The 16830-nt window shown below is 70.7% G+C and carries 11 protein-coding genes; 5 read left to right on the top strand and 6 right to left on the bottom strand.

Annotated elements, in window-relative coordinates; translation table 11 throughout:
• The first annotated feature begins 11 nt into the window (after window positions 1–11).
• Complete coding sequence (locus ACIA8L_RS36830) at window positions 12–1913, top strand: hypothetical protein (RefSeq protein WP_395911872.1); 1902 nt, start codon at window positions 12–14, stop codon at window positions 1911–1913.
• Window positions 1910–3127 carry a CHAT domain-containing protein gene (locus ACIA8L_RS36825; RefSeq protein WP_395911870.1) on the top strand — a complete coding sequence of 406 codons (1218 nt, stop codon included), beginning with the start codon at window positions 1910–1912 and terminating at the stop codon, window positions 3125–3127. The genes ACIA8L_RS36830 and ACIA8L_RS36825 overlap by 4 nt, the downstream gene beginning before the upstream one ends.
• Before the next feature lie 30 nt (window positions 3128–3157).
• Here the strand turns inward: ACIA8L_RS36825 and ACIA8L_RS36820 are convergent, their stop codons facing one another.
• Entirely contained in the window at window positions 3158–3643 is a 486-nt protein-coding gene (locus tag ACIA8L_RS36820; RefSeq protein ID WP_395911868.1) for a hypothetical protein, read from the bottom strand.
• A 127-nt stretch (window positions 3644–3770) separates the two neighbouring features.
• Between ACIA8L_RS36820 and ACIA8L_RS36815 the strand changes: the two genes are divergently transcribed.
• On the top strand, window positions 3771–5537 hold the full coding sequence (locus ACIA8L_RS36815) for a P-loop NTPase fold protein (protein WP_395911866.1): 1767 nt from the start codon (window positions 3771–3773) through the stop codon (window positions 5535–5537).
• Window positions 5538–5559: 22 nt separating this feature from the next.
• Window positions 5560–6249, top strand: coding sequence for a class I SAM-dependent methyltransferase (locus ACIA8L_RS36810; protein ID WP_395911864.1), 690 nt, complete (start codon window positions 5560–5562; stop codon window positions 6247–6249).
• Here the strand turns inward: ACIA8L_RS36810 and ACIA8L_RS36805 are convergent.
• Genes ACIA8L_RS36805 through ACIA8L_RS36785 form a run of 5 tightly spaced genes read right to left on the bottom strand, consistent with a single transcriptional unit; the run spans window position 6246 to window position 14230 of the window.
• Window positions 6246–8597, bottom strand: a complete 2352-nt coding sequence (locus tag ACIA8L_RS36805) for a glycosyl hydrolase family 95 catalytic domain-containing protein (protein ID WP_395911862.1) — start codon at window positions 8595–8597, stop codon at window positions 6246–6248. The two genes, ACIA8L_RS36810 and ACIA8L_RS36805, sit on opposite strands and share 4 nt — an antisense overlap.
• A gap of 35 nt (window positions 8598–8632) precedes the next feature.
• On the bottom strand, window positions 8633–10606 hold the full coding sequence (locus ACIA8L_RS36800; protein ID WP_395911860.1) for a beta-galactosidase: 1974 nt from the start codon (window positions 10604–10606) through the stop codon (window positions 8633–8635).
• A 4-nt stretch (window positions 10607–10610) separates the two neighbouring features.
• On the bottom strand, window positions 10611–11555 hold the full coding sequence (locus ACIA8L_RS36795) for a carbohydrate ABC transporter permease (RefSeq protein ID WP_395911858.1): 945 nt from the start codon (window positions 11553–11555) through the stop codon (window positions 10611–10613).
• The gene (locus tag ACIA8L_RS36790) at window positions 11545–12531 is read right to left on the bottom strand and encodes an ABC transporter permease (RefSeq protein ID WP_395911857.1); all 987 of its coding nucleotides are present in this window, start codon (window positions 12529–12531) and stop codon (window positions 11545–11547) included. The genes ACIA8L_RS36795 and ACIA8L_RS36790 overlap by 11 nt, the downstream gene beginning before the upstream one ends.
• Before the next feature lie 25 nt (window positions 12532–12556).
• Window positions 12557–14230 carry a hypothetical protein gene (locus tag ACIA8L_RS36785; RefSeq protein ID WP_395911855.1) on the bottom strand — a complete coding sequence of 558 codons (1674 nt, stop codon included), beginning with the start codon at window positions 14228–14230 and terminating at the stop codon, window positions 12557–12559.
• Window positions 14231–14481: 251 nt separating this feature from the next.
• On the opposite strand from ACIA8L_RS36785, the gene ACIA8L_RS36780 reads away from it, so the two are divergent.
• Window positions 14482–16773, top strand: a complete 2292-nt coding sequence (locus ACIA8L_RS36780) for a beta-glucosidase (RefSeq protein ID WP_395911854.1) — start codon at window positions 14482–14484, stop codon at window positions 16771–16773.
• Window positions 16774–16830 lie beyond the last annotated feature (57 nt).

Below are 16830 nucleotides of genomic sequence, written 5' to 3'. Positions count from 1 at the left end.
GCGAACGCCCGGTGGAGTCCGGTTCGCGGATCGGTACAAGTAAGGGTCATGAGTGCTTCTCCGGCCCGGCCGCCGCGGTGACGGCGGCCCCCGCGGGTCACCCGGTCGTTCCCGGCCAGCCGGGGCCGGTCAACGGCCGGCGGACGTCGTTCGGGCACCCGGCCGCGACACAGCGGCTGCCGCTCAACGACACCACGCGCCAGCTGTGCGCGGCCGCCTACCTCAACGACGACTTCGCGTACAAGATCATCGGCGAGACCACCGGGGACGACCAGCGCTCGGTGCCGCTGTCCCTCGGCTTCGACATCGAGCCGGTGATCCGCCACGCGTTCCGGGCCCGGCGGATGCTCGTCGTCCGCGAAGCCATGCTCACCTCCGTCATCGTCACCGGGCTGGTGCTCGTACCGGGCGCCACCCTTGCCTGGCTGGCCCTCGCCGCCGGCATCCGCACGCTGCGGCGCGGGTGGCGCGGCGACTCCCTGCGGACCCGGGCCGGCTGGGCGCTGATCGCGCTCTCACCGGTGCTCTACTGCTGCGTCGGCTGGTTCAGCCCGCTGTTCTTGCTCGCGTCGCCGGACCGGCCGGACGCGTCGGCAACCGGCCGGTACGACACCACGAGCCCGGCCGGCGACCTGCCGGGCCGGATCTCGGAGCTGTACAACACGTCGCTGGTCGTGCTGGTTGTGGCGCTGCCGCTGATCCTCGCCCTGGCGACGCTGGTGGTCGCCCTCATCGGCCGGGTGCGCAGCCTGCACACGCTGACCCGCACGCTCGCGCCCGGCACCCGGGCGCCGCTGCCGACACTGCCGAACGCCCGGATCGAGCAGCGGGTGGCCTGGCTCGCGGCCGCCCAGCGCGGCAATGTCTCGCTGCACTCCCGCGACCCGTTCATCGGCGCCGGCCGCAGCGAACTGCAATGGTCGATGGCCGTGCTGCTGCAGGGCGCCGCGGTGCGCGACGGTGCCCGGCACGGCAACGAGCGGTTCACCCGGGAGACGTTCGACCCGCGCGCCATCTCCGCGGTGCGGCTGCAGCAGCTGATCCGCGACTCGCTCATGCGGCTGCAGGACCCGGCGCTCCCGCCGCACCAGCGCGTCCCCGGTGTCCGCCTCCTCGACCGGATCGTCGCCGGCGGTGAGCGCGGCCACGGCGACCCGCTCATCGACCCGCTCCACCACACGCCGCTGCAGGGCGCCACCCCGGAGGTGATCGCCGCGATCACCGAGCAGCCGCAGGGCGGCATCCGGCACTACCTGCACGTCCTCGTCGCCGTCGAAGGCCGCGACGTGCGGCTGCGCGACGGGAGCGTCGCGCTGCCGGCGCAGGCCCAGGACGTCGTCATCTCCGCGTTCATCCACGTCGCGGTCGAGGGCGGCAAGCTCTACATCGAGTTCATCCGCAGCGTGCTGCCGCCGGTTGCGGACGAGTACCGGCTCGTCGACCGGCTGCGACCGGCGATGGGGTATCTCATCGCGCGGTCGCTGCCCAGCCTCCTGTCGGACTGGCTGAACTCCGTCGCCGCGCCCGTGCGCCTCACCCGGCACCTGCGTCAGATCGCCCTGCACAACTACCGGGTGCGGGAGGCGCGCGAGGACGCGAAGCTGTTCCGCTCGTACGAGCACGGTGCGCGGCTGTGCGCCCGGGAACTCGCCGCGGCCGGCGAGGTACAGACGTTCCTGCAGTCCCTCGACGCGAACAAGTACCTCAAGCTGGTCGAGCGCACGGTCCTGTCGACGGTGCTGGACTACCTCGAGCGTTCGGGCGTGGACACCTCCGAGTTCCGCATGCAGATGACCAGCGTCCAGACGACAACCGTCTTCAACGGAGCGACCACCATGCACGGCCCGGCCGCGTTCGGCACCAACGCGTCCGCTTTCCAGGCCGCACCGCAGCCGACGGGAGCATCGGCATGACGGCGAACGGCGGCGGCGACGGCATCGTCTTCAACGGCCCCACCACCATGCACGGCCCGGCCGCGTTCGGCACCAACGCCACCGCGTTCCAGCCCGCCCGCCCGGAGGCGTCGCCGGCGCGGCCACGGATCCGCATCCTGTGGCTCGCCGCCAACCCGCTCGGCACACCCCGGCTCGCGCTCGACGAGGAGGCCCGCGAGGTCGGCGAACGGCTCCGCCTGGCCGGCGACCGCGACGTCTTCGAACTCGTCACCCGCTGGGCCGTCCGCCCCGCCGACCTGCTGCAGCACTGCAACGAGCACCGCCCGCGCATCGTGCATTTCAGCGGCCACGGCGACCCGACCGGCATGATCACGCTCTCGGACGGCGACGGCGACCGCCGCCCGGTCCCGCCGGCCGCGCTCGCCGCGATGTTCCGCACCATGCGCGACGAGGTCCGCGTGGTCGTCCTCAACGCCTGCTACTCCGACATCCAGGCCCAGGCGATCAGCCAGCACATCGACCACGTCGTCGGCATGCGCCGCCCGATCAGCGACCGGTCCGCCACGATCTTCGCCGCCGCCTTCTACTCGGCCCTCGGCTTCGGCCGTTCGATCCTCACCGCGTTCGAGCAGGGAACAACCGCCCTGCTGCTGCACGGCCAGCCCGACCACGAGGTCCCGAACCTGCTCACCCGCCCGGGCGCCGACCCCCGCCACCACCATCACCTGACCGGCCCCGTAGACGGGCCGGCGCGAGTCGTCATTCCCGGGTCGGCCCGGGCGCCGCGCCGACCGGCATCCCCGGCCGAGCGTGGCGATCGGCACGTACTCGAGGACCAGGACGCCGAGCAGCACGCAGACCCCACGCAACGAGAGGGCATCGGCCAGCACCTGGGCCGCGGCCGTTCCGGCGACGGTCGCCAGCCTGCAGGCGGGCAGGACCAGCCCGAAGGCGCGCCCCAGCACGTCGTCGTCGAGCTGCGCCTGCACGGCCGAGTCGCACTGGATCTCCGTGACGACGTTGGTGCCGCCGAGGATCGCGGCGACGACGACGGTCAGCTGATCGGCGAGGATGCCGAGCAGCAGCAGCGAGCCGGCGGTGCCGAGCAGGGCCATGCGCACCAGCGGCAGGGGCCGGAGCCGGCGGCCGAGCCACGCGGTGCCGAACGCCGCCACGCCACCGCCGATGCCGGTCGCCGCCATGAGCGTGCCGTAGCTCCCGTCGACCGGTAACGCGGTGACTCAGCAGGAGCAGCAGCACCGTCAGGCGCCGAAGACGGCGCTTTCGAGGATATCGGCGCCGACCAGTCGCCATATTGCCGGACGACCCTTCATGGCCTGCCAGCCGACGGACACATCGCGCAGCAGCGATCGGCGCGATCCTTCAAGACAATCATCCGGGGGTACTGCGATTCGCGGCAACCGGACCAGAATGATCGCCGAGATCAGGAAGCTCGCGGCGTTCAGCAGGAACGGCCCGGCATCGGGCCGGCGGCCGTATCCGATCGCGAACACCAGCGGGCCGAGCATGGCGCTCACCTCTGCGACTCCCGCGCGAGCGGAGTTGGCGACCGTCAATTGGTCCTTGCCGGCCAGCGCCGGGACGAGCGCGGCCAGCGCGGTGTCAAACGGTGCCGACGCCGCCGAAGAAACGGCAATGAAGTCGCCTGACCGGGGATGGGCCACCCGTATCCGCAGTTCCACCGTTTCCCGCCGGACCGCACCGAACAGATCCGCGCCGACAACCACCTGCGGACCGCCATAGGCATTCGGCCCAGGCCGGATGACCGTTTTCCTGTACTCGCGTCAGCCGACCGGCCGACCGTGCGAGACAATGCCCTCGTGATGACCGGCTACGCGATTTACGCTGAGCCTCATGTACGCCTCGGGCGATGGCGGTTTTCACCTGTTGAACGATCTGCCGATCGACGACAGATTTCCAGACCTGCTCGGCACGTCGCAGGTGGCGAGCAGGCTGGCCGATCTGGTGCACGACTCAAGAGGAAACACGCCGTTCGTGCTGGCGATCCAGGGTGGCTGGGGTACCGGCAAGAGCACGCTCATGCGCCAGCTCGCAGCCGATCTGCGAGCCCGCAACGAGGTGCGGGTCGCCTGGTTCAACGCCTGGACGGCCAGTGGCGTCAGCGCCCTCAAAGGCGTCCTCAAACTTGTCTTGGAGCAGGTGGACCGGAGCATCGTGCGACGATCCTTCAACCGCCTGCGACACAATGGCATTTTGACCGACTCGCTACGGCTTGGTCTGACCGTTGTGGCTGGATTCTTTCGAGCGGACCGCGCGCTGGACCAACTCTGGGAGCGCATGTCGGTCGATGCGTCGGCACCTGATGACGCCCGGCGGATCATCGCGGAGGCGATCACCGGCTGGGCCGGTAAGGCCGGTGCACCGAGCCGGACGATTGTCGTGTTCGTCGACGACCTCGACCGGTGCGACGATCTGACCGTCGTCGAGATCTGTGAAGTCATCAAGTTATACCTCGATGTACCCGGGGTGGCATTCGTGCTCGGATTCGACATCGCTGTGCTGGAGCGTGTGACGCTGGCTGGAGCGGACCGTCCGGCTCACGTCCGGCACTATCTCGAGAAGATCATCCAGGTCAGCTACCAGATTCCCGCACCGGCCGAGGCGACGACGCGGGGAATGATCGAGGGATACGCACAGCGGTCCGGCACCTCCGAGTTGTTCACGGAGCCGCTGGTGCGGCTGGTCGGCCGCCAATCCCTGGGCAACCCTCGCCGGGTCAAACGTCTGATCAACAGTTTCGTCACCGAGTATCAAGTCGACCCGCAATGGCGTGACTCGGCAACCGACGATCTGATGAAGGCCGTTGTCCTGCAGCACTTCTACCCGGAGTTCTATCAAGAAATCGTGCACACCACCGGCGACGTGGTGCTCGACGTCCTGAGCTATCGGCAGGCCCGCGACTGGCTACGTGAGGGCGGGCAGTCGTCGGAGCCGATTCACGTGACGTTGGAGGTCCTGCATCGATGGAAGGTGCCTCGTCCGGCGGACCCTGACCAAGCGGCGTGGCAAGGCTGCCTGGCGCAACTGGACGAGCGGATACCCCGCGGACTGCGCATGCTCGTCGACAATGACGATTTCCTCGACCTGCTACGCGAGTTCGGCGACGCGGCCGAGCGCCTCCGGCTGCAGGAGCGGCTGCGGCTGCGACCTCTGCGGACAATGCCGACGGCCTGGGAGCAGGACATCGGACCGCGGAAAGACCTGAGTGGGCTGAGGCTGCTGTGGATCGACGACCACCCGGAGGGAAATGAAACGCTGATCAACGCGTTCATGCACCGTGGTGCCCAGATTCGTACAGCCCTGGACGGAACGAGCGCTCGCCGGACGTACTCGGTGTTTCTGCCCGATGCTGTCATCTCCGACGTGGAACGCGGCGGAGAGGAAGTCGGCTTCGACGACCTGCGAGCGTTGCGTGAAGCCGGGTTCGCCGGTCCGGTGCTGTTCTTCACCGGGCGAGTCTCACCACCACTTGTGGCGATGGCCGCCGCGGTCGGCGGAACGATCACTGCGAGTAACCCGGACGTCGTCGCGTGGATCGAATCAGTGGCTCGCACGCTGCGACAATCACCCGATGGCTCCGGCCTGCGGGCCGAACGGTAGGCGAGAGGTGGGGGTGGCGCACGTGCCGGGGTGGGATGAGGCGGCGGACTGGTATGCGGGGATGGTCGCCGATCCCGCGAGAGGCTTCAACGACCTGGCCGCCTCCACCGCGCTCGAGCTCCTGGGCGATGTCCGGGGCCGGGGCGTGCTCGACCTCGGATGCGGGGAAGGGCACGTGAGCCGGCGGCTGGCCCGGGCCGGGGCGCGGGTCGTCGGGGTTGATCCCACCGCGCGGCTGGTCGAGCTGGCGCGGGGGGCGGAGGCCGCGGAGCCGCTCGGCATCCGGTACGAGCTCGGGCGGGCCGAGCGGCTGGACGGGTTCGGCGACGGGACGTTCGCGGCGGTCTGTGCCGTGCTGGTGCTGCATCACACCGATCCGCTCGACGCCGCGCTCGGGGAGGTGCGGCGGGTGTTGCGGGCCGGTGGGGCGCTCGTCGCCGTGGTGCCGCATCCGGTGCTCGACCATCCGGGCGCCGGCTGGGTGGACGGGCGGCGGGTTGTCGGGCGGTACACCGACGAGCGCTTCTGGTCCACCTCCACCGGCGGGCCGGTCAAGGCCGTCCACAACATCGGCTGGCACCATCGGACGCTCGCCACGTGGATCAACGCACTGGCCGGGTGCGGGTTTCGGATCGAGCGCCTGGTCGAGCCGCTCGGGCGGGGTGACTGGCGGGGCCTGCCGCGGTTCCTGGCGGTGCGCTGTTCCAGCTAGTTGATCAGGTACCCGGTGCCGTTGCGGGCGGCCCAGCACAGGCGGTGGCGGCCCGGTGGGGCGCCGGCCACTTCGATCGTGGGTACCGGCCGGCCGTCGGCTGTGCGTACCGTGGCCGGGCCGGTCAGTTCGATGGTCAGCGGGCCGATCGCGCCCGCCACCACCGACGCCGACCACAGGCGGCCGGCGTCCCAGGTCACCGAAGCGGTGTGGCCGCCGCGGCAGCGGATGCCGGTCACCGTTCCGGCGGGCCAGTCGGGTGGCAGGGCACGCAGGAACGCGATCGCGCCGTCGTGGCTCTGGATCAGCAGTTCGGTCAGGCCGGCCACGACGCCGAGGTTGCCGTCGATCTGGAAGATCTGGCCGCTCGGGCGGCCGGCATCCGGGTGCAGCGTCAGCAGCGACACCGAGCAGAGCTCGTGCAGCATGGCGGTGATGGTCTCCGCGGCCAGGTCGGGGTCGCGGAGGCGGGCGGCCAGGGCCAGGATCCAGGCGCGGCTCCAGCCGGTGTGGCCTGAGCCGTGTTCCAGCCGGATCGACAGGGCCCGGCGGGCGGCGGTGAAGTCGGCGGGTGTGCCCGTCTCGGTGATGCGGGTGCCCGGGTAGAGGCCGTACAGATGGGACAGGTGGCGGTGGCCCGGCTCGCGGGGCGGGCGGTCGTCGTACCACTCCAGCAGCGCGCCGTCCGGGCCGGTCGGGACCGGGCGCAGGGTCCGCAGTGCGGTGGCGGCGTCCCGGGCCAGGGCGGCGTCCGGTGGGGCCGGCCAGCGGGCGGACAGGGCCACGAACCTGGTCAGTACCTCCCGGGCGAGCTCCTGGTCCAGGGCGCAGCCCCAGGATGTGGCGGCGAAATCGTGCGCGCCGAACCGGAAGTGGTGCTCCGGTGACGTCGACGGGCTGACGACCAGGGCACCCTCGGCGTCGGGGACCAGCAGGTCGAGGAGGCAGCGGGTGGCCGCGCGCAGGACGGGCAGGGCCGTGGCCCGGCCGAAGTCCGGGCCGGCGCCGTACGCCAGGTGGTCCCAGACGTGCGCGGCCAGCCACAGCAGGGCCGACGGCCAGTTCGCCCACTGCGGATCGCCGGGGACGGGGGCCGTGAACCGCCACAGGTCGCTGTTGTGGTGCACGGCGGCGCCGCGGGCCGCGTAGTGGCGGGCGGCGGTTCGCTCGCCGGTGACGGCCAGATCGCGGGTCAGGGCGAGGAGCGGCTCGTGCAACTGTTCCAGCGCGGTGCTCTCGGCCGCCCAGTAGTTCATCTCGGTGTTGATGTTCAGGGTCCAGTTGCTGCTCCAGCCCGGGCGCACGTCGGCGTTCCAGATGCCCTGCAGGTTGGCGGGCTGGCTGCCGGGGCGGGAGGAGGCGATGAGTAGATAGCGGCCGTAGTGGAACAACAGCTCAGCGGCGGACGAAGTGCCCGCGAGCGCCGCCGACGCCGAGAGGTCGAGGTCGGCGCGGTCGAACAGGTGGCGATGGTCCGAGACGTGGCGGGTGCGCAGGTCCTGCGGGGCGCGGGCCAGGGCGGCGGCCAGGCGGGCCACGGCGGCGTTGGTGAGGGTCGTACCGTCGGCGATCGGGCGGCGGTCGTGGCCGCGGAAGCCGGTCTCCACGGCCACCAGCAGGCGCAGGCCGTCGGTGGTGCGGCGGACGGCAGTGGCCACCGCGAAACCCATCCCGGCCGCGACGGTGCCGTCCGCGTCGGGTGCGTCGGTGGCGTAGACGACGGCCGGTCGGCGGTCGACGACATAGTTCGGCAGGACGTGCGCGGGGGCCCGGCCGGTCCAGACCAGGCACGGGCCGGCGGCCGGGTCGACGATCCGAGACGCCGTGACACCGGGATGGGGGCTGTGCAGTCGGGGGGCGACGGCGGCCGGTACGACACCCGCGCCGGCCGCGGTCAGGACGAGGATGCCGTCGGGGGCGGACACGAACGCGGTCACGCGGACCGGGCCGGACACCGCCGAATACGCTGTCACCGTTTCAGCGTGTAACAGATCCAGGTGCCGGTGATAGCCGGTGATGTCCCGCTGGTCGCCGTGGCGCCACTCCAGTTGCCCGAGCGGTTGATACGACTGGGTGTACGCCGTGCCCTGCAGCTGCCGGGCCAGGGATTCGGCGCGCGCATGGTCGCCGGCGGCCACGGCCGCGCGCACGGCCGGCAGGAGGTGGGCCGGGGCCGGGCCGGCCGGGGAGACAATGGGGCCGCCGGACCAGAACGTGTCGGCGTTCAGATCGGCGAGCTCGACGCCGGGCCGGCCGTGGAGCATCGCCCCGAGCCGGCCGTTGCCGATCGGGAAGCCCTCCTCGAACTCGGCGGCCGGCGCCGTGACGTCAATGCGGTAGCGCGTCATGCCAAACCTCAATGCCGTAACGCGTCATGCCAACCTCAATGCGGTAACACGTCATGCCGCACCTCGACCGTGCCCGCGTCATGGTCGAGCAGGAACACGACTGGGCCCCGCCGCACGGCTTCCACACCCGGCGCGAGCCCGTCCAGCACCGGCCCGACCCCAGCGTCGGCGCAGACCCGGGCCAGCAGTCGACCGAGCCCGTCCGCTGACGGCAGGGTGCCGACGTACCAGGCCGTCCCCGCCCCGTACCGGTTGCGGAATATCAGCGGCCGCCCGGCGAGCGGCCCACCGGACCCCGACCCGGCCCCACCACCCACCGCCGCGACGACCGACGCACCGCCGGCGTCGGCACCGGCACCGGCACCGGCGTCAACCTCGACCCACTCGGCCCATGTGCCGGCCGTGAACGGCCCGAGCTCCTCCGACTCGACGACCAGCGAAGCACCGTCGGCCAGCGGCCAGTGCTCCTCGACCCGCACACCGAAGACCTCACGCAGCGGCCCGGGCCACCCCCCGGTGTAGATCCGCTCATCGGGGTCGGCAACACCGCTGAACGGACCGAGCACAAGGGTGCCCCCACGGGACACGTACTCGGCCAACGAGGCCGCGGCGACCGCCGACACCTGATACAGGTTGGGCACCAGCACGAGCCGATACCGCCCCAGATTCCCGGTGGCAGGAGCGAAGTCGCAGGTGATGTTCGCGTTCCAGAGCGGCTCGTAGTACTCGGTGAGCCGGTCGACGTAGCGGAACTCGTGATGCGGCTGGTGCGGCAGCTCGACCGCCCGCCACGCGTCCCAGTCCAGCACGATCGCCACGTCGGCGTGGACGTCCGCGCCCAGCAGACCGTCCACATCGGACAACGCGCCGAGCTCGGCCCCGAGGTCGCAGATCTCCCGGAACACGCGGGAGCCGGGGCCGGCGTGCGGCAGCATCGCACCGTGCGCACGCTCCAGGCCCTGCCGCGACGCCCGCCACTGGAAGTGCAGGACGCCGTCGGCGCCGCGGGCCAGGGCCTGCAGCGACCACAGCCGGTTGAGGCCGGGCCGCTTCGGCGTGGCGACCGGGCGCCAGCTGGCCGCGCCCGGTGACTGCTCCATGAGCAGCCACGGTCCGCCGCCGAGGGATCGCATGACGTCCTTGGACATCGCGCCGAGCATCGGGGCCCGGGGGTCGTTCGGGTCCGGATAGGTGTCGAGGCTGACGAAGTCCTCCTCGGCCGCCCAGCGCCAGCCGTCGACGGGGCGGTAGAAGTCCATGAAGTTCGTGGTGACCGGCACGTCGGCACCGGCGGCGCGGACCGCGTCGCGTTCGGCGATGTAACACTCCAGGAGCAGGTCGGAGGAGAACCGCTGAAAATCGAGGTCCTGTAACGGGTTGCCGATGTACTGCACGGTCACTGGCGGCGATATCTCCGGCCACTGGGAGTACCGCTGCGACCAGACGTTTGTTCCCCAAGCGGCGTTGAGCCCCTCCAGGTCCCCGTAGCGGGTCCGCAGCCAGCCGCGGAAGCGTTCCGCGCACAGGCCGCAGTGGCAGACGGTGCCGAACTCGTTGCCGATGTGCCACATCCGCAGGGCCGGGTGGTGGGCGTACCGACCGGCCAGGGCCGCGGTGACGGCCAGGGCGGCGGCGCGGTAGGCGGGGGCGCTCGGGCAGTAGTGCATGCGGGAGCCGTAGTGGCGGCGGACTCCGTCCGGGCCCTGCGGGAGGGTCTCGGGGTGCCGGTGGCCGAGCCACGGCGGCGGGGACGCGGTCGGCGTGGCCAGCGCGACCCCGATCCCGGCCCCGTGCAACAGTTCCAGGACGGTGTCGAGCCAGCCGAAGTCGTACTCGCCCGGTACCGGTTCGAGGGCCGCCCACGCGAAGACGCCGACCGTCGCCAGGTTGACGCCGGCCTGCCGCATGAGCCGCACGTCCTGCGGCCACACCTCCGGCGGCCACTGCTCGGGGTTGTAGTCGCCGCCGAACAGCAGCCGCCCGCGGGTCGCGTCACCGAGGTCGGGCACGGCCTCAGCCCTTGATCGCGCCGACCAGCATGCCCTTGGTGAAGTGGCGCTGGACGAACGGATAGACGAGGACGATCGGGATCAGCGTCAGGGTCACGACGGCCATCTGCAGCGAGAGCGTGGCGATCTCCTGATGGCCGGCGTACTGGCCCGTGCCGGTGACGCCGGAGCCGGGCATGCTGGCGCCCTGCAGCGTGTAGAGGTACATGACGACCTGCAGCGGCCACTTGCCGTTGTCGGGCAGGTACAGCAGCGCGTTGAAGAAACTGTTCCAGTAGCCCACGGCGTAGAAGAGCGTGATGACGGCCAGCACCGCGCGCGAGGTCGGCAGGACCACCGACCACAGGATGCGCCACTCCCCCGCCCCGTCGACGCGGGCGGCGTCGAGCAGCTCCGGGGCGGTACTGCTGAAGAAGCTGCGCATCACCAGGATGTTGAACACCGACACCGCGCTCGGCAGGATCAGCGACCAGTAGGCGCCGTAGCCACCCAGCTCGCTGACCACGAGGAACGTCGGGATCAGGCCGCCGCTGAAGAACATCGTGACGACCAGGAACATCAGGATGAACCGGTGCCCGAACGAGCCGTGCCGGGACAGCCCGTAGGCGCACAGGACGGTCACCACCATCGAGATGAACGTGCCGATGACGGCGATCGCCAGGCTGACCAGCAGCGAGTGGGTGACGAGCTGGTTGGTGAAGATCTGGTGGTAGGCCTCGACCGTCAGCTCGCCGGGGACGGTCACCAGGCCGCCGGCCTTGTTGATCGCGCCCTGGGTGGAGAAGCTGGTGAGCACGATCGACCACAGCGGAAACACGATGAGCAGGACCACGACGACGAGCGTGATCCCCTTGAGCCCCTGCCCGACCGGGCCGGAGCGCTCTTCCCAGACCGGGCCGTCGTGCTTGCGGCGCGGTCGCGGCGGCGCGAGTGAAGTATCAACGGTCATCTCTACGGTACAACCCGTCCTCGCCGAAGGCGTGCGCAAGCTTGTTCGCGGCCAGGATCAGCAGCAGGGACAATATGCCCTTGAACAGGCCGGCGGCCGCGCCGTAACTGAAGTTGTTGTTGACGACGCCGTAGTAGTAGGCGAACGTGTCGAGCACCTCGGCGGCGTCCCGGCCGACGGCGTCGCGCTGGATGAGCATCTGCTCGAAGCCCACGGTGAGGGCGTTGCCGAGCCGCAGCACCAGCATGAGCACGATGACGCTGCGCATCCCCGGCAGCGTGATGTGCCACATCCGGCGCCACTTGCCGGCCCCGTCGGCGGCCGCGGCCTCATACAGCGACTGGTCGATGGCGGCGAGCGCGGCCAGGAACACGATGATCCCCCAGCCGGCCTCCTTCCACACCGCCTGCGCCGTGACGAGGTACTTGAACGCGTCGGCGTTCGTCATGATGTCCCACGTCTCCCAGCCGTGCCGGCGCAGGAGGGCGTTGAGAGCCCCGGCCCCGCCGAGCATCTCCTGGAACACGGTGACGACCAGGACCCAGGAGAAGAAGTGCGGCAGGTACACGATCGACTGCACGAACGAGCGGACGCGCCCGTTCGCCACCTCGTTGAACAGCAGGGCGAGGGCGATCGGGACCGGGAAGTACAGCGCCAGCTGCACGGCGCTGAGCACCAGGGTGTTCTCGAGCGCGTGCCAGAAGATCGTGTCGCTCAGCAGCCGCTGGAACTGATCCAGTCCGACGTATGGGCTGTACCAGAAACCGTTGTAGATGTCGTATTCCTGGAACGCCGTGATCAGCCCGAGCATGGGGGCGTAGGCGAAGACGGCGAGCAGCACCACGGCCGGCAGCGTCATGATCAGCAGCGAGCGGTCCCGGCGCAGGTTGAGCTTCCAGCGCTTGGGGCGGGGCGCGGCGGCGCCGCCGGCCTCCTCGGCCGGCGGCGCCGTTTTCGCGGGGGTGGTCGCGGTCACCGTGCGCCTGGTTTCCCTTGAGGGCTCACTTGCCGGTGCCGTACTTGGTGCGGATGTCCTCGTAGAACTTGCGCAGGTCGTCGCCGCCGGTCTTGCGCCACTGCTCGACCGCGTCGGTCCACGCCGAGATCGGCTTGCGGCCGAGCTTGACGTCGGTGATCGTGTCGATCATCGGCTTGCCGAGCGACCCGAACCGGGACGGCTCGCTCACGTTCATGCCGTAGAACAGCGGCTTGTAGACGTGCTTGACCATCTCGGCCTGCCACGCGGCGTAGTCCTTGACGACCTGGGTGGCGCCGGACTGGACCGTGACCGCCGAGGCCGGGCAGGCCAGGAACTGGAACGTGGTCGCGACCTCCTTGCTGCCCTGCTCGGTCAGCAGCGGGTTGCCGTCCTTCATGTTGTAGTCGGTGCCGGGCTGGCCGAAGTTGACGGTCAGCCACTCGGCCGAGCCGTAGGGCGCGGCCAGGTAGTTCGCGACGTTCAGCAGCTCCTTGATCTGGGCGTCGCTGAGCTTCTTGTTCAGGTACGCGAACATCCCGGCGCCGTTGCCCAGCTCGATCTTCGGGTCGGCCCCCTTGGCGTTGAACAGCTTGAAGGCCTGCCGGTTGTAGGTGGGGTTGGCCGCGCTGCCGGACTTGTTGTCGTCACCGGCCCAGGCGCCGGTGCCGTCCGCGCAGATCAGGACCTTGCCGCTCCAGAACCGCTGCTTGCCGTTCTGGGTGTTGTTGGCGATGACGTCGGGGTGCACGTAGCCGGCCTTCACCATCTTGGCGTGCCAGTTCAGCGCCTCGACGATGTTCTCGGTCTCGTAGCGGTGCACCAGCTTGCCGCCCTGGTCCTGCCACGGGTAGCTGCCGCTGCCGAACTCGAACAGCTGGTTGATGTAGGCCGCGTCGTTGCCGAACAGGTCGTCGAACGCCCACACGCCGGCCGAGGCGTTGGTCAGCTGCTTGCCGAGGGCCTCGAGGTCGGCGATGCTCTTGATGTCGGCCGAGGCGCCGGCCTTGTCGAAGAGGTCCTTGCGGTAGTAGTAGGCGCCGGCGACGACCGCGTTCGACGAGTAGATCGGCAGCCCGTAGAGCTTGCCGTTCCACACGCCGGAGACCCAGGCGTTGGGCGACAGCGCGGCCAGGTTGGGGTACTGCTTGACCTTGTCCCCGGCCAGGTAGGGCGTCAGGTCGGCGAACTTGTTCGCGACCGCGTCGCCGAAGCTGAGGTTGCCGGTGACCCAGACCGGGATGTTGATCCAGTCCGGCAGCTTGTCCGCGGCGAACAGCGGCGGCAGCTTGTCAGCGTAGGTGACGCCGTCGGCCGGCTGCAGCTTCAGCGTGGTGCCGAGCGCCTTGTTGACCGTGTCGTAGTAGACGTTGCCGCTGGAGGGCGGGATCGAGCCCCAGAGCGGGGTCATGGTCGTGTAAGAACCACCGGAGCCGACGGCGCCGGTGACGGACTTCGGCGGGTTGGCCGGGTAGGTCAGGAAGGCCGGGTCGGTGGTGGCGCCGTTGACGCCGTTGACCACCGGGATGTCCGGCTTGACCGCGTTGCTCGGCACGTAGGCCGGCAGCGCCTTGGTCAGCTCGTCCTGGTTGGTCGTGCCCTCGTTCTTCGCCTTGGGGCTGCCGCAGGCGTCCAGTAAGGGCGCGGCGGCGACGATGGCGACGGACGCGAGCAGGCCGCGCCGGCTCAGGCTTGCCATGGGATGGACCACCCTTCAGGGGGATGGGATCGTGCACGCGGACGAAGTCGGCGCTCCGGGAGTTTCGAAAGGGGTGTCGAAGCGCTTCGAATCACAGACCCTAGGACATCGATCGGAGTGCGACAAGGACATCGAGGACGATCGCCGCCGCACTGGGCAATCACGGGCCGATCGCATGAAAGTTGCGCGCAGTTGACATGCTCGCGGCCGCCAATCATCATCGAAGCGCTTCGACTCCAGAAGGGTTCCCCGTGGTCGACGACCTGCTCAGCCGCCTCACGCTCGCCGAGAAGATCGCCATGCTGCATCAGACCCAGCCGGCGGTACCGCGCCTGGGCCTGGACGAGTTCCATACCGGCTGCGAGGCCGTGCACGGTGCCGCGTGGATGGGCCGGGCCACGGTGTTCCCGCAGGCCGTGGGCCTGGGCGCGACCTTCTCCCGCGCACTGCTGACCGCGGTGGGCACGGCCGCCGCGACCGAGGTCCGGGCCTTCCACCACGACCCGCCGCTGGGCTCCCCGCGGGCGTCACTGAACGTGTGGGCGCCGGTCGTCAACCCGCTGCGCGACCCCCGCTGGGGCCGCAACGAGGAGGGCTACAGCGAGGACCCCCTGGCCACGGCCGAGCTCGCGATCGCCTACTGCACCGGCCTGCGCGGGCCCGACCCCGTGGTGTGGCGGACCGCGCCGGTGCTGAAACACTTCCTGGCCTACAACGTGGAGACGTCCCGCGACGTGATCGACGTGCACGTGCCGGAGCGGGTCCTGCGCGAATACGAGCTGCCGGTCTTCGTGGAGCCGCTGCGCGCAGGCGTTGTGGCCGGCGTCATGCCCGCCTACAACCTGGTCAACGGCGTGCCCAATCACGTGCATCCACTGCTGGCGACGGTACTGCGGTCCGCCCGCGCCGACGTCGTGATCTGCTCGGACGCCTACGCCCCGACCAACCTCGTCGAGAGCGAACGGTTCTTCCCCACCCATGCGGAGTCCCACGCGGCGGCACTGCGCGCCGGTGTCGACAGTTACACCGACAACGACACCAACCGCGCTCCGACGATCGAACGTTTCACGGAGGCCCTCGAGCGCGGCCTGATCACGGAGGCCGACATCGACGCCGCCGTGGGCCGGGTCCTGGCGCTGCGCGCGAGCACCGGCGAGTTCGACCCGGCGAGCGACCCGTACGCCGGCACCACCCGGGACGTGATCGCCTGCACCGACCACGCCCGCCTGGCCGCACAGGCCGCCCGATCAGCGCTCGTGCTGCTGAAGAACGAGGCACAGGCGCTGCCGCTGCGGTCTCCGGCGACGGTCGCGGTGATCGGCCCGCTGGGGGGCCGGGTGCTGCGCGACTGGTACAGCGGCAGCCTCCCCTACGCCGTCTCCGTCGAGTCCGCCCTGCGCGACCGGCTCGGCCCCGACCGCGTCCTCGCCGCCGAGGGCCTGGACCAGCTCCGCCTGGTCGCCCCCGACGGCCGGCACGTGCACGTCGACCCGGCCGGCGCGCTCACCCTGGCCGACGGCCCCGGCACGGTCTTCACCCACCAGGACTGGGGCACGAGCGTCCAGTGCCCGGTCCCGGTCCACACGCTGCGCGCCGCGACCGGCTACCTCACCGTCGACGACGGCGGTGTGGTGTCGGCGACGGCGGCGACGCCGGACGGCTGGGTGGTGCGGGAGCTGTGGGAGCTGCACCCGGCCGGCGACGGATACGCGCTGCGCAACCAGGCCGCGCCGGCGGACCGGCCCGACCTCGTGTTCCGGTTCGAGCGGGTCGCGTCCGGCGTGGCCGAGGCGGTCGCCGCCGCGAAGGCCGCCGAGCGGGTGATCGTCGTGCTCGGCAACGACCCGCACATCAACGGCCGCGAGACCGTCGACCGCGACGGTCTGGCCCTGCCGCCGGAGCAGGAGGCGCTGCTGCGGGCGGTGGTCGCCGCGAACCCGGCGACGGCCCTGGTCCTCGTCTCCAGCTACCCGTACGCGATCGACTGGGCCGCGGAGCACGTGCCGGCCATCCTGTGGACCGCGCACGGCGGCCAAGAGCAGGGCAACGCCGTGGCCGACGCGCTGCTGGGCGCGTACAGTCCGGGCGGCCGCCTCCCGCAGACCTGGTACCGCGCCGACGAGCGGCTGCCGTCCCCTGTGGACTACGACGTGATCGGCTCCGGCTGGACGTATCAGTACCACCGCGGCGATCCGCTGTTCCCGTTCGGCCACGGCCTGTCGTACACCATGTTCGACCACGGCCCGGTCACCGTCGTCCCCGGTGCGCGGTCGTGGACGGCGACGGTCGAGGTGAGCAACACCGGCGACCGCGAGGGCGACGAGGTCGTGCTGGTGTTCGCCACGCCCAACGACTGGCCGGTCCCGGCCCCGGACCGGCGCCTGGTCGCCTTCGACCGCATCACCATGGCTCCGGGCGAGACGCGGTCGGTCACGCTGACCATTCCGGTGTGGGTTTTGTTGTACTGGCACGAGAACCAGCTCAACGGCCCGGGCACATACACGTTCACCACTGCCACCCGGAGTGCGTCCACCCATCGATGACAGGCTCGGGCCGATCGGTGTAGCCATGCCGGGTGCGCCCCCTCGTACGGTTGCCGC

The organism is Dactylosporangium sp. NPDC051541 (genome assembly GCF_044454505.1).
Lineage (GTDB): Bacteria > Actinomycetota > Actinomycetes > Mycobacteriales > Micromonosporaceae > Dactylosporangium.
Note: the sequence above shows the minus strand (reverse complement) of the source record. Positions and strands in the feature narration are given on the sequence as shown.

Coding starts and splice junctions, on each gene's coding strand:
- ACIA8L_RS36805 (WP_395911862.1), bottom strand. CDS start 8,597: ATGACGCGCTACCGCATTGACGTCACGGCGCCGGCCGCCGAGTTCGAG.
- ACIA8L_RS36815 (WP_395911866.1), top strand. CDS start 3,771: ATGTACGCCTCGGGCGATGGCGGTTTTCACCTGTTGAACGATCTGCCG.
- ACIA8L_RS36785 (WP_395911855.1), bottom strand. CDS start 14,230: ATGGCAAGCCTGAGCCGGCGCGGCCTGCTCGCGTCCGTCGCCATCGTC.
- ACIA8L_RS36825 (WP_395911870.1), top strand. CDS start 1,910: ATGACGGCGAACGGCGGCGGCGACGGCATCGTCTTCAACGGCCCCACC.
- ACIA8L_RS36795 (WP_395911858.1), bottom strand. CDS start 11,555: ATGACCGTTGATACTTCACTCGCGCCGCCGCGACCGCGCCGCAAGCAC.